Genomic DNA, 24,829 nt, shown 5'->3' on the forward strand with positions numbered 1-24,829 from the left:
CCATGAAAATGATTACCGCAATCATTAAACCGTTCAAACTGGACGAAGTACGCGAAGCTTTGTCGGCTATCAATGTGCAAGGCATTACCGTCACGGAAGTCAAAGGTTTCGGCCGCCAGAAAGGTCACACGGAACTCTACCGTGGCGCCGAGTATGTCGTTGATTTCTTGCCAAAAACCAAGATTGAAGCGGCTGTCGATGACGCCATTGTCGACCAGGCCATCGAAGCGATCGAAGGCGCCGCGCGTACCGGTAAAATCGGTGATGGCAAGATTTTCGTCTACAACCTGGAACAGGTCATCCGCATCCGTACCGGTGAAACCGGCAACGAAGCGCTCTAAGGGGAATATTGATGCATAAAAATATAACAAAATTGCTAGCCGGGATAGCCTGTCTGTGTGCGTTTGGAGTTGCCACGCCGAGCTTTGCCGATGCGCCCGCCAAGACGGAGGCGGCCACGACCACGGCCGTCGCCGCCCCTGCCGTCACGCCGGTGCCTGATGCAGCGCCTGCCGCCGCCGCGCCGGCCCCGGCCGCTGCCGCGCCAGCCGCCGCGCCCGTCGCCAACAAAGGCGACACCAGCTTCATGATGATCAGCACCTTGCTGGTGATCTTGATGACCATCCCCGGTCTGGCCCTGTTCTACGGCGGCCTGGTGCGCTCGAAAAACATGTTGTCGGTGCTGATGCAAGTGTTCATGGTGTTCGCGCTGGTCATCGTGCTGTGGTGTATCTACGGCTACTCGATCGCCTTCACGGAAAAAACCGCCTTCTTCGGTGGCTTTGACCGCCTGTTCCTGAACGGCATCTGGGATCCGGCCAAGGGCACGTTTGCCGCCGCCGCCACCTTCAGCAAGGGCGTCGTCATTCCCGAGTTCGTCTTCGTGGCCTTCCAGGGCACGTTTGCCGCCATCACCTGCGCACTGATCGTCGGCGCCTTTGCCGAGCGCGCCAAGTTTTCCGCCGTGCTGGCCTTCGTCGTGCTGTGGTTCACGTTCGCCTACTTGCCAGCGGCCCACATGGTGTGGTTCTGGACCGGTCCTGACCTGATCACCAACGCCGCCACCTCGGCCAGCGAAGCCCTGAAGGCTGGCTGGATCTGGCAAAAAGGCGCGCTGGACTTCGCCGGCGGCACCGTCGTGCACATCAACGCCGCCGTTGCCGGCCTCGTGGGCGCCATCATGATCGGCAAGCGCGTCGGTTACGGCCGCGAATCGATGGCACCGCACTCGCTGACGATGACCATGATCGGCGCATCGCTGCTGTGGGTGGGCTGGTTCGGTTTCAATGCCGGCTCCTCGCTGGAAGCGGGCGACGTGGCTGCCCTGGCCTTCGTCAATACGCTGTTGGCCACTGCCGCCGCCACCCTGTCGTGGGTGTTTGGCGAATGGATCAGCAAAGGCAAGCCTTCGATGCTCGGTGGCGCATCGGGCGCCGTGGCCGGCCTGGTGGCGATCACCCCGGCGGCCGGCTTTGTCGGCCCGATGGGCGGCCTGGTCATCGGCTTGCTGGCTGGTGTCGTCTGCCTGTGGGGCGTGAATGGCCTGAAACGCCTGATCGGCGCCGACGATTCGCTCGACGTGTTCGGCGTGCATGGCGTGGGCGGCATCCTCGGCGCCCTGCTGACGGGTGTGTTTGCTGCGCCACAACTGGGCGGCCAGGGCGTTTTCGACTACGTCACCAACAAGATGTCGGCCGATCCGTACTCGATCGGCCACCAGGTGTGGGTGCAGGCGCAAGCGGTCGGCACCACCATCCTCTGGTCGGCCGTGGTCTCCGTCATCGCCTATAAATTGGTCGACATCGTCATCGGCCTGCGCGTACCGGAAGAAGAAGAGCGCGAAGGCCTCGATATCACGAGCCACGGCGAGCAAGCATATCATGGTTAAATAGCAATCATCTGGCATGCCAGCGCCCCGGCGCGGCATGTCCGGTTGGAAAAGGCGCCTCATTGAGGCGCCTTTTTTTCGTTGTGGGAATGTAAAAGGTCTTTAAAACAAGGCTTTTGCCCCGATTTGGGGTACTTACACGGTAATATAGTCGGCAGTTCTGTGTGCTTTTTTTGAATACTGCACATAATTTAAGGATGTAACTATGGTTCCCCATCTCGTCACGGCCCTGACCGGACCGCTGCTCGACCTCGAAAAAAAGATTCTGGCCGCGACGCCGGCCATTGAGCGCTGGTTTCGCATGGAGTGGCAAGAGCACACGCCGCCCTTCTATTGCTCGGTAGACTTGCGCAACGCCGGCTACAAGCTGGCGCCCGTCGATACCAATCTGTTCCCTGGCGGTTTTCATAATCTGGCCACGGAAATGCTGCCCCTGTCCGTGCAAGCGGCCATGGCCGCCATCGACAAGTATTGCCCGGACGCCCGCAACCTGCTGATCGTGCCGGAATTGCACAACACCACGCCGCAGTATCTGCAAAACGTGGCGCGCCTGATGCAGATCTTCCGCCAGACGGGACTGCACGTGCGCTTCGGCTCGTGGTCGCCCGAGATCACCCAGCCGACACCGTTGGCGTTGCCAGATGGCAACATGCTCGTCATCGAGCCGCTCGTGCGCCTGAACAATGGCCGCCGCCTGGGCTTGAAGGATTTCGACCCGTGCACGATCTTGCTGAATAACGACTTGTCGGACGGCATCCCCGATATCTTGCAAAATATTCATGAGCAAAGCCTGCTGCCGCCCTTGCACGCGGGCTGGGCCTTGCGTCGCAAGAGCAACCACTACACGGCCTACGATGAAGTGGTGAAAAAATTCGGCAAGATGATCGATGTCGACCCGTGGATGCTCAATCCCTTCCACGCCAAGTGCAGCGACGTCAATTTCCAGGAAGGCGAGGGCGAAGATGCGCTGGCCGCCAGCGTCGACGTGCTGCTGGCCAAGATCCGCAAGAAATACAAGGAATACGGTATCAAGGAAAAGCCGTTCGTCATCGTCAAGCCCGATGCGGGCACGTATGGCACCGGCATCATGACGGTGCGCGACGCCAGCGAAGTGCGCGACCTGTCGCGCAAGCAGCGCGAAAAAATGTCCATCGTCAAGGATGGCCAGCTGGTGACCGACGTGATCATCCAGGAAGGCGTGCCGACCTTTGAAAGCATCAAGGATGCCGTGGCCGAGCCCGTCGTCTACATGATCGACCGCTACGTGGTGGGCGGCTTTTACCGCGTGCATGCGGAGCGGGGCGTGGACCAGAACCTGAACGCGCCCGGCTCGCAGTACGTGCCGCTGGCGTTTGCCCAGCAGCATGCCGTGCCGGACTTGAAGGCCAAGCCGGGTACGGCCGCACCGAACCGCTTCTATGTGTATGGCGTGGTGGCGCGCCTGGCCTTGCTGGCCGCATCGCTGGAAATGGAGCGCACGGACCCGAATCCCGAGGTGTATTGATCCATCACGGAGGCTTGCCAGGCGCGGCGACTACCGCGCCTGGCGATCTCGGCTAGAATCAAGCATTCCTTATCCAGGCTCCCCGATTGGACGCACCATGAAAATTGCATTCCTTGCCGACCCGCTGGCAGGCTTCAAGACTTACAAAGATTCCACCTTCGCCATGATGCGCGAGGCGGCCAAACGCGGCCACGCCGTGTATGCATTCGAACAGAAAGACATGGCGCTGGAAGAGGGCATCGTCACGGCATTGGTAAAACACATCGAGCTGACCGGCGACGAACACGACTGGTACAAGGTGCTCTCCACCGAGGAAGTGCGCCTGTCGACCCTGGACGCCATCATTGAGCGCAAGGATCCGCCGTTCGACATGGAATACGTGTACGGCACGTATCTGCTGGAACTGGCGGAAAAGCAGGGCGCTTGCGTCTTCAACAAGCCGTCCGCCATCCGCGACAACAATGAAAAGCTGGCCATTGCGCAGTTTTCCGAATTCACTTCGCCGACCCTGGTGACGTCGAACGAAGCGCGCCTGCGCGCCTTCCATGTCAAGCACCAGGACGTCATCTTCAAGCCGCTCGACGGCATGGGCGGCACGGGCATCTTCCGCGTCAAGGCCGATGGCCTGAACCTGGGCGCCATCATTGAGACCCTGACGGACAACGGCGCGCAAACCATCATGGCGCAGCGCTTTATCGCCGACATCGACAAGGGCGACAAGCGCATTCTCGTCATCGGCGGCAAGCCGGTACCGTTTTCGCTGGCGCGCATTCCGCAGGCTGGCGAAGTACGCGGCAACCTGGCCGCCGGCGGCACGGGCGTGGCGCAGCCATTGACGGCACGCGACCTGGAAATCGCAGAAAAGCTTGGTCCGATCCTGGCCGCGCGCGGCCTGATGCTGGTAGGATTGGACGTGATCGGCGACTATCTGACGGAAGTCAATGTCACCAGCCCGACCTGCTTCCAGGAAATCATGCAGCAGACGGGTTTTGACGTGGCGGCCATGTTTGTCGACGCCGTCGAGCATGGTGTTGCGCAAGCGCAGCAGCGCTAGAAGGTGAAATGACTATGGTAGGGATTTTGCTCATGACACATGCACCGCTGGGACAGGCCTTCATCGCCGCCTGCGCGCATGTGTTTCGGGGGCCAACGGAACGGTTTGAAGCCATCGACGTCGTCGCCGACCAGGATCTGGCGGAAGTGCAAAAGCTGGCGTCGGACGCCATCTGCCGCCTCGACGACGGCTCCGGCGTGCTGGTGATTACCGACGTGAAGGGCGGCACGCCGTCGAACTGCTGCAACAAGCTGGCCGATGCGGGTCGCGTGGAAGTCATCGCCGGCATCAGCCTGCCGATGCTGCTGCGCGCCATCACGTATCGCCGAGACACGCTCGACGTGGTGGTGGAGATGGCGCTGGCCGGTGCGCAAAGCGGCGCCGTGCGCGTCGATAACCGCATTCGCGTGGGCGAGTAAAGAGTGACATGGCCGCCGCCCTGAAGGCGGCGGATTTTATAGGCAATGGCTGGTAACAATGCAGTGCATTCAGGGATAGAGACCATACAAAAATGATTCAAAAAGAACTCGAAATCATCAACAAGCTGGGACTGCACGCACGCGCCTCCGCCAAATTTACCCAGCTCGCCGCCAAGTTCAAGAGCGACGTCTGGCTGACCCGCAACGCGCGCCGCATCAACGCCAAGTCCATCATGGGCGTGATGATGCTGGCCGCCGGCAAGGGCGCGAAAGTGACACTGGAAGCCGAGGGCGATGATGAGCAGGCATGTGTCGATGCGCTCACCGCCCTGATTAATGACAGGTTTGGCGAAGGCGAGTAATGCTCGCCGAACGCAGCCGCAGCCGCATTCCGACAGGTCACCCCATGGCATCTTTCACGCTCCACGGCATCCCGGTCTCCCGCGGCATCGCCATTGGCCGCGCGCATCTGCTGGCGCCGGCCGCCCTTGACGTCAAACATTACCTGGTCGCCCAGGAACAGATCGAAGCCGAAGTCCAGCGTTTGCAAAACGCCATCGCCGCCGTCCACAAGGAACTGCAGACCCTGTGGAACGAGCTGCCGAAGGACGCCCCCACGGAACTGGGCGCCTTCATCGACGTGCATGCGCTGATCCTGTCGGATCCGCTGATCGCCGAAGCGCCGCTCGACATCATCCGCTCGCGCCACTACAACGCCGAATGGGCGCTGCTGACGCAAATCGATGAATTGTCGGCCCAGTTCGACGAAATCGAAGACCCGTATCTGCGCGAACGCAAGGCCGACATCCAGCAAGTGGCCGAACGTGTGCTGAAGGTCTTGCTGGGCACGGAACAGCTGCTGCCGAAAGCGGCCACGGCGGATGAGCTGGTGGCGCAGATGATCGTCGTCGCCCACGACATCTCGCCGGCCGACATGCTGCAGTTCCGTGACCGCTCCTTCATCGGCTTCATCACCGACGTGGGCGGGCAGAACTCGCACACGGCCATCGTCGCGCGCAGCCTCGATATCCCGGCCGCCGTCGGCATGTCGCAGGCATCGATGCTGATCGACCAGGACGACTGGCTGATCATCGATGGCGACGCCGGCGTCGTCATCGCCAACCCCAGCGCCCTGGTGCTGGAACAGTACCGCGAGCGTCAGACGGCCATGCAGCGCGCGCGCAAGAAGCTGGGCAAGCTGAAAAAGACCCCGGCCGTGACCAAATGCGGCACGCCCGTCACCCTGCTGGCGAATATCGAACTGCCCGAGGATTGCGCGTTTGCGCTGGAATCGGGCGCCAGCGGCGTGGGCCTGTTCCGCTCCGAATTCCTGTTCATGGGCCGCGCCCACAAGATTCCCACCGAGGACGAGCAATTCGAGGCTTACCGCAACACGGTGCAGTCGATGAAAGGGCGCGTGGTGACCATCCGCACGCTCGACATCGGCGCCGACAAGCCGCTCGACCAGGCCGATCATACGGCCCTCAACCCCGCGCTGGGCCTGCGCGCCATCCGTTACTGCCTGGCCGAGCCGCAATTGTTCCTGACGCAGCTGCGGGCGATTTTGCGCGCCTCCGCCTTCGGCAAGGTGCGTATCCTGATTCCGATGCTCGCGCATGCCTTCGAAATCGACCAGTCGCTGGCCATGATCGCGCAAGCGAAGGCCAGCCTGCGCGAGGAGGGCGTCAAGTTCGACGACGAGGTCGAAGTGGGCGCCATGATCGAGATTCCCGCCGCCGCGCTGGCCTTGCCCATGTTCGTCAAGCGCATGGATTTCCTGTCGATCGGCACGAATGATTTGATCCAGTACACCCTGGCCATCGACCGCGTCGACTATGAGGTGGCGCATTTGTACAATCCGCTGCACCCGGCCGTGCTGCAACTGATCTCCATGACGATCGCCGCCGGCCACAAGGCGGGCATCGACGTGGCCGTCTGTGGTGAAATGGCGGGTGACGTGAAGCTCACGCGCTTGCTGCTGGGCATGGGGCTGCGCGAGTTTTCCATGCACCCGGCCCAACTGCTGGCGGTCAAACAAGAGATCCTCAACAGCGATCTGGGCCTGATTGCGCCACAAATGCGCAAAATTATGCGTTCCATGGAACCAAATGTGATCGCGGAAGCCGTACAACAGTTGCAGCTCATGTAAACTGTCACCTATCAGCAGCAGGACACCTCGCGCGCGGCAAGAGGTGTCCTGGTGCTAAAGTTGCAGCACCTATCATCGCGGTGCTGCATCGACCATGGCCCGTGGGGCCGCCCCCCTTTTATAAACCGACACACATGTCATCCATTGGAATCGTTTCGCCGCAAACCATGTATTTTGCGCAACCCTTGCAGCTGCAAAGCGGCGCATCGCTGCAAGACTATATGTTGATGTATGAAACCTACGGCACCCTGAACGCCGACAAATCGAACGCGGTGCTGGTCTGCCACGCCCTGAACGCCTCGCACCACGTGGCCGGCGTCTACGCGGACGAGCCGAAAAGCACGGGCTGGTGGGACAATATGGTCGGTCCCGGCAAGCCGCTCGACACGGACAAATTCTTCGTCATCGGCGTCAACAACCTCGGTTCCTGCTTCGGCTCGACGGGCCCCATGCACACCAATCCCGCCACCGGCAAGCCGTATGGCGCCGCTTTCCCCGTCGTCACGGTGGAAGACTGGGTCAGCGCGCAGGCGCGTCTGGCCGATGAACTGGGCATCACCCAGTTCGCCGCCGTGATGGGGGGGTCTTTGGGCGGCATGCAGGCGCTGGCGTGGAGCATCATGTTCCCCGAGCGCCTGCGCCACTGCGTGGTGATCGCCTCGACGGCCAAGCTGTCCGCGCAAAACATCGCCTTCAACGACGTGGCGCGCCAGGCCATCCTGTCCGACCCCGATTACCATGGCGGCGACTTCTATGCGCACGGCGTGGTGCCGAAGAATGGCTTGCGCGTGGCGCGCATGGTGGGCCACATCACCTATCTGTCGAATGACGACATGGCGGAAAAATTCGGCCGCAAGCTGCGCGACGCGGCGCAGACGGGCGACTACAAATTCGGCTTCGGTATCGATTTCGAGATCGAATCGTATCTGCGCTACCAGGGCGACAAGTTCTCTGAATACTTCGACGCGAACACCTACCTGCTCATTACCAAGGCGCTCGATTACTTCGATCCGGCGCGCGCGCATGGCGGCGACCTGGCCAAGGCCTTGGCCGGCACGAAGGCCAAGTTCTTCCTCGCCTCGTTTTCCACCGACTGGCGCTTCTCGCCCGAGCGCAGCCGCGAAATCGTCGAGGCGCTCGTCTGCAACCGCCGCCAGGTGACCTATGCGGAAATCGACGCGCCGCACGGCCACGACGCCTTCCTTCTGGAAGACGCGCGCTACATGAACATGGTGCGCGCCTATTATGGCCAGGTATGGAACGACATCGGCGCGGGCTTGCCCGCTCCCGCACAGCACACCGCCGTCCGCCAGGGCGCCAAGGAGACCGCATGACTTTTGACGAATTGAGCGCGCTGCGCCCCGACCTGGCCTTCATCGCCCACTGGGTGCCGAACAACGCGCACGTGCTGGACGTGGGCTGCGGCGAAGGCGTGATGCTGCAATATCTGCAAAGCGACAAGGAGTGCAGCGGCTATGGCATCGAGATTGCCGACGACAAGGTGCTGGCCAGCACCCGCCGTGGCGTGAACGTGATCCAGCAGGACATGGAAAAGGGTTTGTCGATTTTTGGCGACAACAGTTTTGATACGGTGCTGTGCCTGTCGTCCCTGCAGATGATGAAGCAGGTCGAGCCGCTGCTGCGCGACATCGTGCGCGTGGGCGCCGAAGCCATCGTCTCGTTCCCCAATTTCGCCTACTGGCCGCACCGCGTGGCGCTGCTGAAAGGGCGCATGCCCGTGTCGAAATCGCTGCCCTACCAGTGGTACGACACGCCGAACGTGCGCTGCGCAACCATCAACGACTTCCGCGAACTGGCCGAGGAATGCGGCCTGGAAGTGATCGAATGCGTGGCCCTGGCCGAAGGCAAGATGGTCTCCGTGCTGCCGAATCTGCGCGGCGACCTGGCCGTCTTCCGCCTGCGTAAAAAAGCGGTGCATTGATGAGCAAAAGCCCGGCGCCAGGATGGCGTTCCCATGCCAATGGCCGCATGCTGGCCGTGCTGGTGCTGGGCTTCAGTTCCGGCCTGCCCCTGTTCATCCTGCTGTATCTGCTGCAGGCATGGCTGGCCAAGTCGGGCCTGAACGTCAAGGCGCTGGGGCTGTTCGCCCTGGTGCAGTTCCCCTACATCTGGAAATTCCTGTGGGCGCCCCTGATGGACCGCTACCGCATCCTGGGACTGGGACGGCGGCGCGGCTGGATGGCGCTCACGCAAGTGGCGCTGTTCTTTGCCATCGGCGGCATGGGCATGCTGGACCCGCTCACGCAGATCGGCCTGATCGCGGCCGCTGCCGGCGGCGTGGCCTTCCTGTCGGCCAGCCAGGACATCGTCATCGACGCCTACCGGCGCGAAATCCTTTCCGACAATGAGCAGGGCCTGGGCGCGGCCGCCATCGTCAACGCGTATAAAGTGGCGGGCATGGTGCCGGGCGCGCTGTCGCTGATCCTGGCCGACCGCATGCCGTGGCAGCCCGTCTTCTGGATCACGGCCGCCTTCATGCTGCCGGGGTTTGTCTGCACCCTGCTGATCAAGGAACCCACCGTGTACGGCTCGCCGCCGAAGACCATGCGCGAAGCGATCATTCTGCCGTTCCAGGAATTCATCGCGCGCGATGGTTGGCGTAACGCAATGTGGATCCTCGCCTTCGTATTACTCTACAAAATCGGCGACAGCATGGCCACGGCGCTGGCGACGAAGTTTTACCTTGACCTGGGTTTTAGCATGACGCAGATCGGCCTGGCCGCCAATACCACGGGTTTCTGGGCCAGTCTGGCCGGTGGCGTGGTGGGCGGTGTGTGGATGCTCAAGCTGGGCATCAACCGGGGGCTGTGGGTGTTTGGCGCATTGCAGGCGATCGCGATTCTGGGCTTCGCCTGGCTGGCGCAGGTGGGGCCGAACACCATGCTATTGAGCGCCGTGATCGGTTTTGAAGCTTTCGCCAGCCTGGGCCTGGGCGCGGCCGCCTTTGTCGCGTTCCTGTCGCGCAGCACGGACCCGCGCTACACTGCCACGCAATATGCCTTGTTTTCCAGCCTGAGCGCCGTGCCGCGCACCCTGATCAACGCCTCGGTGGGTTTCCTCGTCGCCGAGCTGGGCTGGTTCTCGTTTTTCATCGTGTGCTTCTTCCTGGCCTTCCCGGCCATGATGATGCTGCCTAAAATCGCTCCATGGAGGTCTGCCAATGGCACCAATATCCCTTAAACGTTACACCGTCCTGGCCAGCCTGTGCGCGGCCACCGCGCTGGCGCCCCTGTCCGTCCACGCCCAGCAGGCGACGGTACAGGATGGCATCAAGGTGCGTCCCTTGTCGAGTACGCGCATCTTTGCCGGCGGCGCCGATTTCAATGCGGAATCGAAGCAGCAATATACGCAGCTGGTCAACGAAGCGAAGGAAAAAAATGCGCTGGTGCCGGACAGCGATCCGCAGGTGAAACGCCTGCGTGCCATCGCCCAGCGCATCATCCCGTTCGCCACGCGCTGGAATGAGGCGGCGGCCAGCTGGAACTGGCAGATCAACCTGCTCAACTCGGACGAGGTCAACGCCTTTTGCATGCCGGGCGGGCAGATCGCTTTTTACAGCGGCATCATCACCAAACTGAACCTGACCGACGATGAAGTGGCCGTCGTCATGGGGCATGAAATTTCGCATGCCCTGCGCGAACACTCGCAGGCGCAGGCCGGCAAGGGCAACCTGGCCGCCGTCGGCTCGAAGCTGGTGGGCGCGGGCCTGTCGGCCTGGCTCGGCGTCGACCCGAACCTGACCAGCACCGCCACGAACATGGCGGCCAAGGGCGTGATGCTGAAGTTCTCGCGCGACGATGAACGCGAAGCGGACCTGATCGGCATGGACCTGGCCGCGCGCGCCGGTTTCGATCCGCGCGCCGGCGTGGTGCTGTGGCAGAAGATGGCGGCCGTGAGCGCGGGTGCGCCGCCGGAATTCCTCTCGACCCACCCGTCGGGCAAGGACCGCATTTCGCAGATGAACAGCCACATGGCGCAAGTGCTGCCCCTGTACGCGCGCAGCAAAGGCGTCAGCGTGGACGCCTTGCCGCCATACCGCAGTAACGCCATCGCGCAGCGCTAGGATGTCCAGCCGCCACACCGCCGCACCCTTGCCCATGCGCGACGGCGTGGCGCCCAGCTACCTGTGGCTGCCGGACGGGCAGTGGCCCGACATGCTGTCGTTTCTGCTCGAACGCTATCCGCAGATCAGCGCGGCGCAATGGCTGGACCGCATGGCGCGCGGTGAGGTGGTCAACGGGGACGGCGCCGTGCTGGCGCCCGATAGCGCATACCGGCGCGGCATGCGCATTTTTTACTACCGCGAGCTGGAACGGGAAACACCGATCCCCTTCCAGGAAGCTATCCTGTTCCAGGATGAACACCTGGTGGTGGTCGACAAGCCGCACTTTCTGCCCATGACGCCGGCCGGTCGCTTCGTGCAGGAGACTTTGCTGACGCGGCTGAAGAAAAACCTGGATTGCGCCGAGCTGACGCCGATCCACCGCCTCGACCGCGAGACGGCTGGCGTGGTGATTTTTTCGCGCCAGGTGGCCAGCCGTGGCGCCTACCAGTCGCTGTTCCAGCGCCGCGAAGTGCGCAAGACGTACGAGGCGCTGGCGCCCGTGCTGGCGGGGCGCGATTTTCCAATTACCTACCGCAGCCGCATGGTCGAGGGCGAGCAGTTTTTCCTCATGCGCGAGGAAGCGGGCGAGCCGAATTCGGAAACCATCATCGAGGTGATCGAAGAGCGCGGCGACGTCAACCTGTACCGGCTGCAGCCGCACACGGGCCGCAAGCACCAGCTGCGCGTGCACCTGGCGTCGCTGGGCATCCCCATCGTCAACGATGCGTTTTACCCGGTGGCCCTGCCGTGCAAGGAAGACGACATGTCGCAGCCCTTGCAGCTGCTGGCGCGGGCCATCGATTTCACGGACCCTCTGAGCGGCGAGCCGCGCCACTTTGAAAGCCGGCGCACGCTGGCGTAACCCGTCACCCCAATTGGCGTGTCAACCATGTTGTCGGCAGATCAGGCGTAGGTCGGCTTAGCGCGAAGCGCGTAAGCCGACACCACCCGCGACGTGTCAAAGATCAGCCCTTGATCGTGTAATCGATGATCAAGGGCGCATGGTCGGAAAAACGCTCGTCCTTGTAGACGCTGACCGTATGCGCCTGGGCTGCGATGCCGGGTGTGGCGACGTGGTAATCGATGCGCCAGCCCACGTTTTTCGCATAGGCTTGTCCGCGGTTGCTCCACCACGTGTACTGGTCTTCGCGCTTGTCCAGGCCGCGGTGCACGTCGACAAAGCCCACTTCGTCGAAGACGCGCGTCAGCCATGCGCGCTCTTCCGGCAGGAAGCCGGAATTTTTCTTGTTGCCCTTCCAGTTCTTCAGGTCGATTTCATGGTGGGCGATGTTCCAGTCGCCGCAGATGACCACTTCGCGGCCCAGCGCCTTCAATTCGAGTAGATGCGGCAGGAACAGCTCCATGAAGCGGAACTTGGCTTCCTGGCGCTCGGGGCCGGACGAGCCGGACGGGCAATACACGGAAATGACGGACAGGTTGCCAAAATCACAGCGCACGTAGCGGCCTTCGGCGTCGAATTCAGGGCTGCCGAAACCGATATGCACGGCGTCCGGTTCGACCTTGCTGTACACGCCCGTGCCGGAGTAACCCTTTTTCTCTGCATAGTGGAAATGGCCATGGTAGCCGTGCGGGTTGAGGAATTCCGGCGTCATGTCGGGCAGTTGCGCCTTCAATTCCTGCACGCAGATGAAATCGGCCGTCTGCGTGCCCATCCAGTTGAAAAAGCCTTTTTTGGCGGCGGAACGGATACCGTTCAGGTTGGCGGAAATAATTTTTGGCATAGGTCGAGAGTGAAAAGGGCGTTGTACGGGGCCGGCGGGCGCGGCATGGCGATTGTCTCGCCGGTGCGCGCGGATTAAAATACAGGCACTTTTAAAAAATGAGGCTAATGTGAATAATTTACGCCAGCAGTTTATCGCGTTTTCAGTATCCAAGGGAGTCTTGCGGTTTGGCGAGTTCACCACCAAGGCCGGGCGTCAATCGCCGTACTTCTTCAATGCGGGCCTGTTCCATGACGGCGCCACCCTGGCCGAACTGGCGCAGTTCTACGCGCAGACCCTGCTCGACTCGGGCGTGGAATTCGACATGCTGTTCGGTCCCGCCTACAAGGGCATCACTCTTGCGTCGGCCACCGCCGTGGCGCTGGCCGGCAAGGGCCGCAACACCTCGTTCGCCTTCAACCGCAAGGAAGCCAAGGACCATGGCGAAGGCGGCACCATCGTCGGCGCCAAGCTGCATGGCAAAGTCGTCATCATTGACGATGTGATCTCGGCCGGCACGTCGGTGCGCGAATCGGTGGACATGATACGCGCCGCCGGCGCCGAGCCATGCGCCGTGCTGATCGCCCTGGACCGCATGGAGCGTTCCGGCCCGGACGGCCAGCTGTCGCCAAGTTCGGCGGTGCAGGAAGTGTCGAAACAGTATGGCATCCCCGTCATCTCGATCGGCAACCTGGACGACTTGTTCGGCTACCTGAATGGCGCGGGCGCCGATCCGGAATTGCTGAAGCACAAAGAGGCTGTTTCCGCCTACCGCACCCGCTACGGTATTTAAGTCGTCCTCTCCAGCAGCGCCCGCAGCCGCGCGTCGCTGCAGGCGGCGGCAGCTTGCGGATGGCATTGCAACAGCCGCCGCAGCAGCGCGCCGCCGATGCCGCGCCGGCGGAATGGCGGCTTCACGAACAGCATGTTCACCGTCACCCCGTTCGCGCACTTGCTGATGTCGAGCATGGCCACCTGCTGGCCGTCGATCCACGCGCACAGCGCGCTGTCCCCTTGCCAGTCTATCCGCATCACGCCAGCCATGGTTTGACCGCCGCGTGCAAGCCCAGAGCAAACAGCCCGATAAAAAAGCACCGTTTGAATACTGGCTGCGCGATGCGCCCGCGCAGCCATTGACCAGCCAGCATGCCGGCCAGCGCTGGCAGCAGCGCATAGGCGGAAGCGCCGGCCGCGCCGAGGCTGAAGTCGCCGTGCAGGGCCAGGCTGGCCGCCAGCGCCACGGTCGATGCCGTAAACGCCAGGCCCAGCGCCTGCACCAGCCCATCGCGCGCCAGCCCCAGTCCCTGCAGATACGGCACGGCGGGGATGACGAACACGCCCGTGGCGGCCGTCACCAGTCCCGTCGCCGCGCCCGCGACGGGCCCCAGCCACGTTTCGTGCCGCGCCGGCACGCGCAGCTGCAGCGAGAATAATCCCGCCAGCGCATACAGCATCAGCGCCACGCCCAGCGCGACGACGGCCCAGGCGCCGCTGCCCTTCGGCAGCAGGGCGCCGCCCGCCAGGGTACCCACCATGACGGCGGCCAGCATGGGCCACAGGCGCCGCAGCAGGGCGTGCAGGCCGGGGCCGGCCGCCAGCTGCCAGACGTTCGTCACCATCGATGGCACGATCAGCAGGGCGGCCGCCTGCACGGGCGGCATGACGAGGCTGAGCGTGCCCATGGCCACCGTCGGCAAGCCCAGTCCGACTACGCCCTTGACGAAGCCAGCGACGAGGAAGCTGGCGCCGACGGCCAGCAGGAATGAGGTCTCCATCTTTTTTATCCACAGTGAACTGCGTGGATTCTGCGCTTGCCAGACACTTTCGCCAAGGCGGATTATTTTGAGTCAGCCTTAGTTAAATGCGAAGGCTGATAAGATGGCGAAAAGGAGGGCCGCCATGCGCTTTGATCTGGTCGATTTGCAGCTGTTTGTCAACGTGGTGGAGGCGGGCAGCCTGACGGCGGGGGCCGCGCGCAGCCATCTCGCATTGGCGTCGAGCAGCGGGCGCGTGCGCGGCATGGAAGAGATGCTGGGCATGCCCTTGCTGCTGCGCGGCCGGCGCGGCGTGGAACCGACGCCAGTGGGCCAGACCTTGCTGCATCACGCGCGCCTGGTGCTGCTGCAAATGGAGAAAATGCGCGGCGAGCTCGGTGAATTTGCGCGCGGCTTGAAAGGGCAGTTGCGACTGCTGTGCAATACGGCCGCGCTCAGCGAATTTTTGCCCGAGGCGCTCGGTGCTTTTCTCGACCGGCATCCGAACCTGACCATCGACCTGGAAGAGCGCCTCAGTTACGATATCGTCAAGGCCGTCTCGGAAGGACTGGCCGACATGGGCATCGTGTCCGATTCGGTCGACATGCGCGGCTTGCAGACGTTTTTGTTTCGCCCCGACCGGCTGGTGGTCATCGCCGCGGCCGACGGCGTGCACCATCGCGCGCTCGGCCAGGATGGCGTCGTCGACTTTGCCAGCGTGCTGGATCACGATTTCATCGGCCTGGCCGACGACAGCGCGATGCAGCAGTACCTGGGCATGCATGCGGCGCGCCTGGGGCGCCCATTGAAGGTGCGCGTGCGCCTGCGCAGCTTCGATGCAGTCTGCCGCATGGTGGCCAGCGGCGTGGGCATCAGCGTGGTGCCGCTGGCGGCGGCCAGCCGCTGCCAGCAGACGATGGCGCTGCGCTGCCTGGAATTATCCGATCCCTGGTCGGTACGCAATCTCACGATCTGCGTGCGCCAGTTCAGTGAATTACCCCTGTATGCGCGCCAGTTGATCGATCATCTGAAGGCGTGACAGGGCATGACAGGAGCAGCGATGCGTTTTTCAGAAGACAAGATGGCCAGCCTGCGGTGCAGCGACCAGGTTGAGCGGCCGATCCACATCTGGCAGCCAGCAGCGCCACCACGCGCCGTGATCCTGGCGATCCACGGCGGCATGGCGCATGCGGGCGACTACGTCACGCCGGCGCTGTATTTCCGCCAGCACGGCGTCGCCACCGTCAGCTTCGACATGGTGGGCCACGATGGCCAGCGCAAGGTCGATATCCCTTCGTTCGATGCCTTCCTCGACGACGAGGAATTGTTCCTCGCGTGGGTCAAGGCCACGTATCCGGGCGTGCCTATCTTCGTCATGGGGCATTCCATGGGCGGCCTGATCGCCACGCACCTGGGCTTGCGGCGCTTTGCGGGCGATGCGGCGATCAAAGGCTTCATCATCTCGTCGCCGTATTACGTGAATGCGATTCCCGTGCCGAAGGTGCTGCAGATGTTGTCCGGCTGGCTGGCGCAGCGCTTCCCGACGATGAAGGTGCCGCTGGGGAACTTGACCATGCTGCTGACGCACGATCAGACCATCACCGCGCGCCATTTCCAGGATGAGCGTGACGGCATCCGCGCCAGTGCGGCGTCGGTGCGCTTTGCCCATGCCTTGACGTCGGCGCAAAAGGAGCTGGCGGGCGGCTTGTCCGGCTGGCGCTTCCCCCTGTTCGCCGTGGTGGCCGGCGACGACAAGCTGGCCGACAGCCGCGCCACGGAAAGCATGCTGCGCAGCGTGCCCGATGGCCTGCTCGACTATCACTACTATCCAGCCAATTATCACGAGAATTTCAATGAAGTGAACCGCGACGTGATCTTTGCCGCCATCCTGGCGTGGATGGAGAAACTGCTGGCACCCGTAGCGCCGTGAGGCGCCAGTATCGTTATAATCGGATTCACTGAATTGACCGCCGGCGCATGCCGGCCCGGTCCCCGCGGCACAGGGGAATACTCAAGGAATGAACGATGCGCTTGCTGATTGCCCTGATACTCCCGTGGCTGACCTTTTTCACGATCGGCCGTCCGATCGCCGGCATCATTTGCCTGATCCTGCAAATCACCCTGATCGGCTGGCTGCCGGCGGCGATCTGGGCCGTGTATTCGCTGAGCCAGTACAAGACGGACCAGAAGATCGCCGAGGCCATGCGCCGGCGCTGATGCGGGGCTAAGTCTTGTTTAAGCTGCGCTTCCTATCTTGATTCAACCGACATGAGGAGAGTGAGATGGCACCAGACCGACGCGGTACCCTGACCCTGGCGGCGGCAATGCTGGCCGCCGGGCTGTTGCTGGGAAGTGCGGCGCAGGCGCAAAGCGACAGCGCACTGCCGCCCGTGCAGAAAAGCGGGGCGGTGGAATACCTGAGTGGCGGCATCGGCCTCGATGAATCGACGGCCATCAAGAGCGCCAGCCGGCACTGGCCCTTGAGCCTCGTGTTTTCCGTGCAGGCGGCGGGCAAGGCGGAATTTGCCTCCGACGTGAAGCTGACCATACGCGACGCCAAGGGCGCGCCAGTGCTGGAAACGACGGCCAGCGGACCGTTCCTGCTGGCGAAACTGGCACCGGGCAGCTACAGCCTGAGCGCCACCCTGGCCGGCAAGACACTGGAGCGCAAGGTGCAGGTCAAGGCGGGCAGTTCCGCGCGGGTGGAACTGGTCTGGCCGGCGGGAACGAATCAAGGGAAATCCTGATGGCTGGCGACGGCAAGGCACCTGAACAGGGCTTGTCGGCGCGGGGTTTGTCGGCACATATCCTGCCCACCTCGGCGACGATGGTGGGCGTGTGCATGACGGTGCTGTCGATCGGCCACCTGGCGCCACGCGGCGAGGTGCGCGTGGCCATCGACAAGCTGCTGGCTGTCGATGCCATCGTCTTTCTCGTCAGCGCCGTGCTCTCGTTCATGTCGCTGCGCCCCGGCCAGTCGCGCTTGCGCTACGAATGGTGGGGCGAGCTGCTGTTCATCTGCGGCCTGGCCCTGCTGGCGCTGGGCGCCGTGGTGCTGGCCTTCGTCATCAACTGAACCCGATCAGCTGACCGCGAGTACGCGCCCTTCGGCGGCGCTTTGCAGCGCCAGTTCAATCAGGCGTATCGTTGCCGCCGCATCTACGGCCGCCACGGGCGCCGCTGCGCCGTGACGGATGGCGTCGGCCATGCCCTGGTAAAAGTCCTGGTAGCGGCCTGCCTGCATCTCCAGGTGCTCGAACTGGCCGTCCGGCTGCGTGTCCAAATGCAGCGCGCCGCGCACGGGATCCGCGCCCCAGCCGGGCTGCCCCGGCCTGCCGCCCGCCTTCAGGGCGTCTTCCTGCGGGTCGAGGCCAAACTTCACGAAACTGCCCTTGTCGCCATGCACGGCGAAGCGCGCCGTCGGCGCTTTTACAAGGCAGCCCGCTTGCAGCACCACGCGCAGCCGGTCGTAGTGCAACACAATGTGCATGTAGTCGACGGCTTGCGCGCCCTCGCGCTGCAGGGCGATATCGGCGTACAGCTTTTCCGGCATGCCGAACAGCTGCATGGCCTGGTCCAGCATGTGCGGACCCAGGTCGTACAGCAAGCCGCCACCCGGTGCGCCGGACTCGCGCCAGCGCTGGCGGATCTCGGGGCGGAAACGGTCGAAGTGCGATTCGACGCTGGCGATGCGCCCGAGGGTACCCTGTGCCAGCAGCGCTTTCAGGGTGAGGAAATCGCCATCCCAGCGCCGGTTGTGGTACACGCTGAGCACCAGCTTGCGTTCCTTCGCCAGCGCGATCAGGCTCTGCGCCTCGGCACTGGAAATGGTGAATGGCTTGTCGACCACCACGTGCTTGCCAGCCTGCAGGGCCGCTTGCGCCAGGCTGAAATGCACCTCGTTGGGCGCCGCGATGACGACCAGTTCGATGGATGGATCGGCAAACAGCTGCGCGGGCTGCGCATACACGGTGGCGTGCGGCCAATCCTTGTGCACGAGCTCCGGCTTGCTCGAAGCGACGGCCGTCAGTTCCAGGGCATCGATGGTGGACAGGACGGGAGCGTGGAAGGTGGAGCCGGCAAAGCCGTAGCCGACCAGGCCGGTTTTGATCTTGTTCATGGCGTGTTCACAGGTGCGTGGAAGAATCCATGATCATACCCGCAAGCGGGCGGCGGCAGCGCTGCTGCGATGTTGCTGCGCTGCCGCCGCCCAGACATTACTTCAGACTCCAGACGTATTGCGCCTTGACGCTGGCGCTGACAGGCTTGCCGCCAGCGAGGGCTGGCTTGAACGTGCACTTGGCAATGCCGCTGCGCGCCGCCTCGTCGAGGGCGGGGTGGCCGCTGCTTTTGAGCATGCTGGATGATATGACCTTGCCGTTCTCATTTACATCAGACCAAAAGACGACACTGGTTTCGTTCGACTGCACCCAAAGGCCTTTCCAGTTCAACGTTTGTGAAATGTGGAGTAGCAATCATTGGATACGTGACGTAAGATTTTCTCGTTGGCCGTCTGGCTAAAGCGAGTGTGGTTCAACTACGGATTGAGCTTCCAGGTCGCATTGTATGATGAAATGATTTGCCTTGGTCGAGGTAAGAGCGGAGCCCGTGTTTCTTTAAGTATTAGGCGCATTTTCTTCCTTAATGCAGGAAGAGTGTTCGGTCCTTTGACATATTTATTCGCATAGTAGCTCATCGACGGCGTAATAAAATGGCGATTAACTAAATGATATAGACAGTCCAACATAACATTTAAATATACCAAATTTAATGGCACCTCGTCTGGCTCAACTTGAACGTTAAGCGCTGCCTGTTGTGCGTAAATTGTGGCATGCGAGTATTCAGACATTAACCCCCAAAATTCGTCTATTGCATCTATGTTTGGGTGTGAAATTTTCTTGAGAATTCCATTTTTAAGATAAATCACTCCACCCTCCTTCCATTTTTCATAGATCGTGATGTCGTTGCTAACGGAGAAAAATTTCGCTATTAGCAATGCCTCAAATATATGACGTAGGGTTGATCTTGCTGGGCCATATAAGCCAAGGCGTGTTAATTTAACGCAGCTATAAAGTGCAATCAGGTTCTTGTGAATGGCTGAAAATATAACTGTATTGGCTTGATTCAGGTCGGCGCCAATGGGATTGCCCAGTAACCAAGTAAACCGTGAAGTCATCGAATAGAGTATGTTTATTCCATCCTGTAGTCTGGCTATTTCAAGTTCATAAGTCTTGTCGAAAAAAATTGTATTGGAAATTTCAATTTTTTTGGCTAGTGATATAAATGTGGGGCCTGAACAATCGTAATTAATATCCAACATCCTATCGTTTACCATGATGTGCTTCTTTCATATCGCTATCGGATGCCTAAACAGCATTTTCCGCCAAAAAAAATGCCTCACAATAGATGAATTGTGAGGCGCTATGCATTGCGTGATCGTTATTGATATTGCGATAGATTTTTATCCCGCCAGCTTGGCCTTCAGCAGTTCCGTCAGCTGGGCCGGGTTGGCCTTGCCTTTGGACGCTTTCATGGCCTGGCCGATCAGCGCGTTGATGGCCGCTTCCTTGCCGGCGCGGTACTGCTCCACCGACTTGGCGTTGGCCGCCAGTACTTCATCGACGATGGCTTCCAGGGCGCCAGTATCCGAAATCTGCTTCAGGCCCTTGGCGTCGATGATGGCGTCGACCAGGTTTTCGTCGCTGGACTTCGCTTCCCACATGCCGGCGAAGACTTCCTTTGCCGCCTTGTTCGAGATGGTGCCATCGGCGATGCGCTTGAGCATGGCGGCCAGCTGCGCGGCGGAGACGGGGGCGTCGTCCAGGTCCACGCCTTCGCGGTTCAGGGTCGACGACACGTCGCCCATCAGCCAGTTGGCGGCGGCCTTGGCGTTTTCCTTGCCGGCCTTGTCGACCACGGCGACGAAGTAAGTCGCCATGGCTTTCGACTGCGTCAGCACCAGCGCATCGTAGTCCGGCAGCGCGTATTCGCTGATGAAACGGGCGCGCATGGCGGCCGGCAGTTCCGGCATCGAGGCTTTGACGGTATCGATCCACGCTTGCGAGATGACCAGCGGCGGCAGGTCAGGGTCCGGGAAGTAGCGGTAATCCTGGGCGTCTTCCTTGCTGCGCATTTCGCGCGTTTCCTTACGGTCCGGATCGTACAAACGCGTCGCCTGCACGACCTTGCCGCCGTCTTCGATCAGTTCGATCTGGCGGCGCACTTCCACGTGCACGGCTTCTTCGATGAAACGGAAGGAGTTCAGGTTCTTGATTTCGCAGCGGGTGCCGAATTCCTTCTGGCCGACGGGGCGCACGGACACGTTGACGTCGCAGCGGAACGAACCTTCCTGCATGTTGCCGTCGCAAACGCCCAGCCACATGACCAGCGAGTGCAGCGCCTTGGCGTAAGCCACGGCTTCGGCGGCGCTGCGGATTTCCGGTTCCGAGACGATTTCCAGCAGCGGCGTGCCGGCGCGGTTCAAGTCGATGCCGCTCATGCCCGCGTAGTCTTCGTGCAGGGATTTACCGGCGTCTTCTTCCAGGTGGGCACGCGTCAGGTTGACCGTCTTGGTGACGAATTCGCCATCCTTCTCGTAGCCGAAGGTCAGGGCGCCGCCGATGACGACGGGGTCTTCGAACTGGCTGATCTGGTAACCCTTGGGCGAATCCGGATAAAAATAGTTTTTGCGCGCGAAGACCGAGTGCGGCGCGACGGTGGCGCCCACGGCCAAACCAAAACGGATCGCGCGGTCGACGGCTTGCTTGTTCATCACCGGCAGCACGCCTGGCAGCGCCAGGTCGACGGGGCTCGCTTGCGTGTTGGCGTCGGCGCCGTACTTGATCGGCGAACCGCTGAAAATTTTGGATTCGGTCGTGAGCTGCACGTGGTTCTCAAGACCGATGACGACTTCCCATTGCATAGTGTTCTCGCTTATTTTTTGGTGGCGCCGCCTGGGCGGCGCGTCTGTTCTTATTAAATACCGGCAGGGCTGCGCGTATGCCAGTCCGTCACTTGCTGGAACTGGTGGGCCACGTTCAGCAGACTGGCTTCGCCAAAGTAATTGCCGATGATTTGCAGGCCGACGGGGCGCTTGCCATTCTTGTCTCCTACGCCGAAGCCGCATGGAATCGACATGCCGGGCAGGCCGGCCAGGCTGGTCGACAGGGTGTAGATGTCGGCCAGGTAGTTCGCCACCGGGTCGTCCGTCTTGTCGCCCAGGTCCCAGGCGACGGTCGGCGCGACAGGTCCCATGATGACGTCGCAGACGGCGTTCGGGCCATTCAGGACGGCGTCGAAATCCTGCGCGATCAGGCGGCGGATCTTTTGCGCCTTCAGGTAGTAGGCGTCGTAGTAGCCGTGGCACAGCACATAGGTGCCGACCATGATGCGGCGCTGCACTTCCGGGCCGAAGCCCTGCGCGCGCGACTTCTTGTACATGTCCTGCAAATCCTTGTACTCGGTGGCGCGGTGGCCGTAGCGCACGCCGTCGTAGCGCGACAGGTTCGACGACGCTTCGGCCGGGGCGATCATGTAGTAGGCGGGAATCGACAGGGCCGTGTTCGGCAGCGAGATGTCGACCAGGGTGGCGCCCAGCTTTTCATACTGCGCCAGCGCGCCGCGCACGGCCGCTTCCACGTCCTTGGCCAGGCCCTCGCCGAAGTATTCGCGCGGCACGCCGATGCGCAGGCCCGTGAGGGGCTGTCCCAGCTCGCGCGAAAAATCTTCCGCCACGCCGCCCTGTTCCGGCGACAGGCTGGTCGAGTCGCGCTCATCGAAGCCGGCCATGGCCGTGAGCAGCAGGGCGCAGTCTTCGGCCGAGCGGGCCATCGGGCCGCCCTGGTCCAGCGACGAGGCAAAGGCGATCATGCCGAAGCGCGAGACGCGGCCATACGTCGGCTTGATGCCGGTGATGCCGCAAAAAGCGGCAGGCTGGCGGATCGAGCCGCCCGTGTCGGTGCCGGTGGCCGCCGGTGTCAGGCCAGCCGCCACGGCCGCCGCCGAGCCGCCGGACGAGCCGCCCGGTACGGCGTTTTTGTCCCACGGATTTTGCACGGCGCCGAAGGCCGAATTCTCGTTGCCGGAGCCCATGGCGAATTCATCGCAATTGACCTTGCCCAAGGTGACCATGCCGGCCGCCTGGAATTTCTCCACCACGGTGGCGTCAAACGGGCTGGCGTAGTCGGCCAGCATTTTCGAGCCGGCCGTCGTGCGCCAGCCTTTCGTGACGAACAAGTCCTTGTGCGCGATCGGCACGCCCGTCAACGGCGTGGCCGTGCCGGCGGCGATGCGTGCATCCGCTTCGGCAGCTTGCGCCAGGGTCAGGGCACGGTCGACGTGCAAGAAGGCGTTCGAGTTGTCCGCTGCGATGCGGTCGAGGAAATGCGTCGCCAGCGCAACGGCGGAAATTTCCTTGTTCTGCAAGAGCGTGGACAGCTGTTTGATGGATTTTGTATGCATGGCGTTTCTATTTTGATATTCGACGGGAAGGCAACAGCATGGAGCGGCGCAGTTACTCGATCACTTTTGGCACGAGATACAGGCCATCCTGTACCTTCGGCGCCACGGCCTGGTAGGCGTCGCGGCGGTTTTGTTCCGTGGCGATGTCTTCGCGCAGGCGCAGGGCGATATTGTCCATGTGCGCGGCCAGTGGGTGGCTCAGGGGCGCCACGCCATCGGTATTGACAGCTTGCATTTGTTCCGCGAGTGCAAAAATCTTGTTCAATTGGGCCAAAGACGTGACGGCCTGGTCGTCGGCCATTTCAAGTTGGGCCAGGTGGGCGATGCGTTTTACGTCGGAGAGTGTCAGGGACATGGCGAATGGCGCGGAGTGCCGCGCATTAGTATTAAGTTGGCGTTTTGATAAAACGCGGGTATTTACTGCTATTTTGCTCACAAAAATCGAGGAATGCCGCGTAACTCGCGGCTGCAAGAGTCGCACTTTTCCATGGTTTTTGAGCAAATCGCATTCAAATTATAAGGTAGAATGGCGGGTTAATGCGTTGCCGGCGCTGATGGACCGCTGCCGCAGCATAGAAAAGATTGCGCAAGCGCCAAGCGAAACCCGAAAAAATCGCCTCCACGGATTTTCAGGGTGCCTGAAAGCGCCCGCTTTGAAACTCCCCATAAACAGCTTTTGCGCAGCTCGATGCGCTACAGGACACTCATGTTTGGTTTTTTACGCAGGTATATCTCCACCGATCTGGCCATTGACTTGGGCACGGCCAACACCCTTATTTATGTACGCGGCCTCGGTATCGTCCTGGACGAGCCATCCGTTGTCGCCATCCGCCAGGAAGGCGGTCCGAATGGCAAGAAGACCATTCAGGCAGTCGGCAAGGAAGCCAAGCAGATGCTGGGCAAAGTGCCGGGCAATATCGAAGCGATTCGTCCGATGAAAGATGGCGTGATCGCCGACTTCACCGTGACCGAGCAAATGCTCAAGCAATTCATCCGCATGGTGCACGACTCGAAATTCTTCCGTCCATCGCCGCGCATCATCATTTGCGTGCCGTGCGGTTCGACCCAGGTCGAACGCCGCGCGATCCGCGAATCGGCCCTCGGCGCTGGCGCCTCGCAGGTGTACCTGATCGAAGAACCGATGGCCGCGGCCATCGGCGCGGGCTTGCCCGTGTCCGAAGCGACCGGCTCGATGGTGGTCGACATCGGCGGCGGCACCACCGAAGTGGGCATCATTTCGCTGGGCGGCATGGTCTACAAGGGTTCCGTGCGCGTCGGCGGCGACAAATTCGATGAAGCCATCGTCAACTACATCCGCCGCAACTACGGCATGCTGATCGGCGAACAGACGGCTGAAGCCATCAAGAAGGCCATCGGTTCGGCTTTCCCTGGCTCGGAAGTGAAGGAAATGGAAGTCAAGGGCCGCAATCTGTCCGAAGGCATCCCGCGTTCGTTCACCATCTCCAGCAACGAGATCCTCGAAGCGCTGACCGACCCGTTGAACAACATCGTCTCGGCCGTGAAGAACGCGCTGGAACAGACGCCGCCGGAACTGGGCGCCGACATCGCCGAAAAAGGCATGATGCTGACGGGCGGCGGCGCACTGCTGCGCGACCTGGACCGCCTGCTGATGGAGGAAACCGGCCTGCCGGTGCTGGTGGCCGAGGACCCGCTCACCTGCGTGGTGCGCGGTTCCGGGATGGCACTGGAACGTATGGACAAGCTCGGCTCGATCTTCTCCTACGAATAATCTG

At 61.8% G+C, this 24,829-nt stretch carries 28 protein-coding genes; 19 read left to right on the plus strand and 9 right to left on the minus strand.

What is annotated here, in order from left to right:
* Window positions 1-2: 2 nt before the first annotated feature.
* The 12 genes from FG13_RS22395 to FG13_RS22450 all read left to right on the plus strand — a co-directional run bounded on the left by FG13_RS22395 (window position 3) and on the right by FG13_RS22450 (window position 12,002).
* On the plus strand, window positions 3-341 hold the full coding sequence (locus FG13_RS22395; RefSeq protein ID WP_010393464.1) for a P-II family nitrogen regulator: 339 nt from the start codon (window positions 3-5) through the stop codon (window positions 339-341).
* 11 nt (window positions 342-352) lie between these two features.
* Window positions 353-1,888 carry an ammonium transporter gene (locus FG13_RS22400; RefSeq protein ID WP_035824447.1) on the plus strand — a complete coding sequence of 512 codons (1,536 nt, stop codon included), beginning with the start codon at window positions 353-355 and terminating at the stop codon, window positions 1,886-1,888.
* Between the two features lie 205 nt (window positions 1,889-2,093).
* Entirely contained in the window at window positions 2,094-3,392 is a 1,299-nt protein-coding gene (gene gshA / locus FG13_RS22405; protein ID WP_034784679.1) for a glutamate--cysteine ligase, read from the plus strand.
* A gap of 97 nt (window positions 3,393-3,489) precedes the next feature.
* Window positions 3,490-4,446 (plus strand): glutathione synthase, encoded by a 957-nt coding sequence (gene gshB, locus FG13_RS22410; RefSeq protein WP_035824449.1) that lies wholly within the window; start codon window positions 3,490-3,492, stop codon window positions 4,444-4,446.
* Window positions 4,447-4,460: 14 nt separating this feature from the next.
* Complete coding sequence (locus tag FG13_RS22415) at window positions 4,461-4,865, plus strand: PTS sugar transporter subunit IIA (RefSeq protein WP_035824452.1); 405 nt, start codon at window positions 4,461-4,463, stop codon at window positions 4,863-4,865.
* A gap of 92 nt (window positions 4,866-4,957) precedes the next feature.
* Window positions 4,958-5,227, plus strand: coding sequence for an HPr family phosphocarrier protein (locus FG13_RS22420; RefSeq protein ID WP_010393142.1), 270 nt, complete (start codon window positions 4,958-4,960; stop codon window positions 5,225-5,227).
* A 44-nt stretch (window positions 5,228-5,271) separates the two neighbouring features.
* Window positions 5,272-7,014, plus strand: coding sequence for a phosphoenolpyruvate--protein phosphotransferase (gene ptsP / locus FG13_RS22425; protein ID WP_035828605.1), 1,743 nt, complete (start codon window positions 5,272-5,274; stop codon window positions 7,012-7,014).
* A 134-nt stretch (window positions 7,015-7,148) separates the two neighbouring features.
* The gene (gene metX, locus FG13_RS22430) at window positions 7,149-8,348 is read left to right on the plus strand and encodes a homoserine O-succinyltransferase MetX (RefSeq protein ID WP_081922681.1); all 1,200 of its coding nucleotides are present in this window, start codon (window positions 7,149-7,151) and stop codon (window positions 8,346-8,348) included.
* On the plus strand, window positions 8,345-8,956 hold the full coding sequence (metW, locus tag FG13_RS22435) for a methionine biosynthesis protein MetW (RefSeq protein WP_034749410.1): 612 nt from the start codon (window positions 8,345-8,347) through the stop codon (window positions 8,954-8,956). Before metX ends, metW begins: the two co-directional genes overlap by 4 nt.
* On the plus strand, window positions 8,956-10,215 hold the full coding sequence (locus FG13_RS22440) for an AmpG family muropeptide MFS transporter (protein ID WP_035824457.1): 1,260 nt from the start codon (window positions 8,956-8,958) through the stop codon (window positions 10,213-10,215). The genes metW and FG13_RS22440 overlap by 1 nt, the downstream gene beginning before the upstream one ends.
* Complete coding sequence (locus FG13_RS22445) at window positions 10,196-11,098, plus strand: M48 family metallopeptidase (protein ID WP_035824460.1); 903 nt, start codon at window positions 10,196-10,198, stop codon at window positions 11,096-11,098. The genes FG13_RS22440 and FG13_RS22445 overlap by 20 nt, the downstream gene beginning before the upstream one ends.
* Window position 11,099: 1 nt before the next feature.
* Entirely contained in the window at window positions 11,100-12,002 is a 903-nt protein-coding gene (locus FG13_RS22450; protein WP_035824463.1) for an RluA family pseudouridine synthase, read from the plus strand.
* Between the two features lie 103 nt (window positions 12,003-12,105).
* On the opposite strand, the gene FG13_RS22455 is transcribed toward FG13_RS22450, so the two are convergent.
* Entirely contained in the window at window positions 12,106-12,882 is a 777-nt protein-coding gene (locus FG13_RS22455) for an exodeoxyribonuclease III (RefSeq protein WP_034749399.1), read from the minus strand.
* A gap of 109 nt (window positions 12,883-12,991) precedes the next feature.
* Between FG13_RS22455 and pyrE the strand changes: the two genes are divergently transcribed.
* Entirely contained in the window at window positions 12,992-13,654 is a 663-nt protein-coding gene (gene pyrE, locus FG13_RS22460; RefSeq protein WP_035824465.1) for an orotate phosphoribosyltransferase, read from the plus strand.
* On the opposite strand, the gene FG13_RS22465 is transcribed toward pyrE, so the two are convergent.
* On the minus strand, window positions 13,651-13,905 hold the full coding sequence (locus FG13_RS22465; RefSeq protein ID WP_035824468.1) for a GNAT family N-acetyltransferase: 255 nt from the start codon (window positions 13,903-13,905) through the stop codon (window positions 13,651-13,653). The two genes, pyrE and FG13_RS22465, sit on opposite strands and share 4 nt — an antisense overlap.
* Window positions 13,893-14,636 carry a sulfite exporter TauE/SafE family protein gene (locus FG13_RS22470; RefSeq protein WP_035824471.1) on the minus strand — a complete coding sequence of 248 codons (744 nt, stop codon included), beginning with the start codon at window positions 14,634-14,636 and terminating at the stop codon, window positions 13,893-13,895. The genes FG13_RS22465 and FG13_RS22470 overlap by 13 nt, the downstream gene beginning before the upstream one ends.
* 124 nt (window positions 14,637-14,760) lie before the next feature.
* Here FG13_RS22470 and FG13_RS22475 point away from each other — a divergent pair, with 124 nt between their 5' ends.
* The 5 genes from FG13_RS22475 to FG13_RS22495 all read left to right on the plus strand — a co-directional run bounded on the left by FG13_RS22475 (window position 14,761) and on the right by FG13_RS22495 (window position 17,691).
* Complete coding sequence (locus tag FG13_RS22475; RefSeq protein WP_035824473.1) at window positions 14,761-15,654, plus strand: LysR substrate-binding domain-containing protein; 894 nt, start codon at window positions 14,761-14,763, stop codon at window positions 15,652-15,654.
* Between the two features lie 21 nt (window positions 15,655-15,675).
* Complete coding sequence (locus tag FG13_RS22480) at window positions 15,676-16,545, plus strand: alpha/beta fold hydrolase (RefSeq protein WP_035824475.1); 870 nt, start codon at window positions 15,676-15,678, stop codon at window positions 16,543-16,545.
* Window positions 16,546-16,640: 95 nt separating this feature from the next.
* The gene (locus FG13_RS22485) at window positions 16,641-16,832 is read left to right on the plus strand and encodes a YqaE/Pmp3 family membrane protein (protein WP_035824477.1); all 192 of its coding nucleotides are present in this window, start codon (window positions 16,641-16,643) and stop codon (window positions 16,830-16,832) included.
* A 65-nt stretch (window positions 16,833-16,897) separates the two neighbouring features.
* On the plus strand, window positions 16,898-17,362 hold the full coding sequence (locus tag FG13_RS22490) for a carboxypeptidase-like regulatory domain-containing protein (protein ID WP_035824479.1): 465 nt from the start codon (window positions 16,898-16,900) through the stop codon (window positions 17,360-17,362).
* Window positions 17,362-17,691, plus strand: coding sequence for a hypothetical protein (locus tag FG13_RS22495; protein ID WP_051959363.1), 330 nt, complete (start codon window positions 17,362-17,364; stop codon window positions 17,689-17,691). The genes FG13_RS22490 and FG13_RS22495 overlap by 1 nt, the downstream gene beginning before the upstream one ends.
* A gap of 6 nt (window positions 17,692-17,697) precedes the next feature.
* Here FG13_RS22495 and FG13_RS22500 read toward each other — a convergent pair whose 3' ends face one another.
* The 6 genes from FG13_RS22500 to gatC form a co-directional block, all read right to left on the minus strand.
* On the minus strand, window positions 17,698-18,735 hold the full coding sequence (locus FG13_RS22500; protein ID WP_035824482.1) for an oxidoreductase: 1,038 nt from the start codon (window positions 18,733-18,735) through the stop codon (window positions 17,698-17,700).
* Between the two features lie 97 nt (window positions 18,736-18,832).
* The gene (locus FG13_RS29640) at window positions 18,833-19,090 is read right to left on the minus strand and encodes an energy transducer TonB (RefSeq protein ID WP_081922682.1); all 258 of its coding nucleotides are present in this window, start codon (window positions 19,088-19,090) and stop codon (window positions 18,833-18,835) included.
* A 62-nt stretch (window positions 19,091-19,152) separates the two neighbouring features.
* On the minus strand, window positions 19,153-19,950 hold the full coding sequence (locus FG13_RS30215) for a hypothetical protein (RefSeq protein ID WP_152598838.1): 798 nt from the start codon (window positions 19,948-19,950) through the stop codon (window positions 19,153-19,155).
* A 126-nt stretch (window positions 19,951-20,076) separates the two neighbouring features.
* The gene (gatB, locus tag FG13_RS22510) at window positions 20,077-21,621 is read right to left on the minus strand and encodes an Asp-tRNA(Asn)/Glu-tRNA(Gln) amidotransferase subunit GatB (protein ID WP_268747030.1); all 1,545 of its coding nucleotides are present in this window, start codon (window positions 21,619-21,621) and stop codon (window positions 20,077-20,079) included.
* On the minus strand, window positions 21,591-23,075 hold the full coding sequence (gene gatA, locus FG13_RS22515; protein ID WP_035824489.1) for an Asp-tRNA(Asn)/Glu-tRNA(Gln) amidotransferase subunit GatA: 1,485 nt from the start codon (window positions 23,073-23,075) through the stop codon (window positions 21,591-21,593). Before gatA ends, gatB begins: the two co-directional genes overlap by 31 nt.
* 52 nt (window positions 23,076-23,127) lie before the next feature.
* Window positions 23,128-23,430, minus strand: a complete 303-nt coding sequence (gatC, locus tag FG13_RS22520) for an Asp-tRNA(Asn)/Glu-tRNA(Gln) amidotransferase subunit GatC (protein ID WP_034784699.1) — start codon at window positions 23,428-23,430, stop codon at window positions 23,128-23,130.
* 351 nt (window positions 23,431-23,781) lie between these two features.
* Between gatC and FG13_RS22525 the strand changes: the two genes are divergently transcribed.
* Complete coding sequence (locus FG13_RS22525; RefSeq protein WP_010393186.1) at window positions 23,782-24,825, plus strand: rod shape-determining protein; 1,044 nt, start codon at window positions 23,782-23,784, stop codon at window positions 24,823-24,825.
* The last annotated feature ends 4 nt before the right edge of the window (window positions 24,826-24,829 follow it).

The organism is Janthinobacterium sp. RA13, from assembly GCF_000745325.1.
GTDB classification, from domain to species: Bacteria; Pseudomonadota; Gammaproteobacteria; order Burkholderiales; family Burkholderiaceae_D; genus Janthinobacterium; species Janthinobacterium rivuli.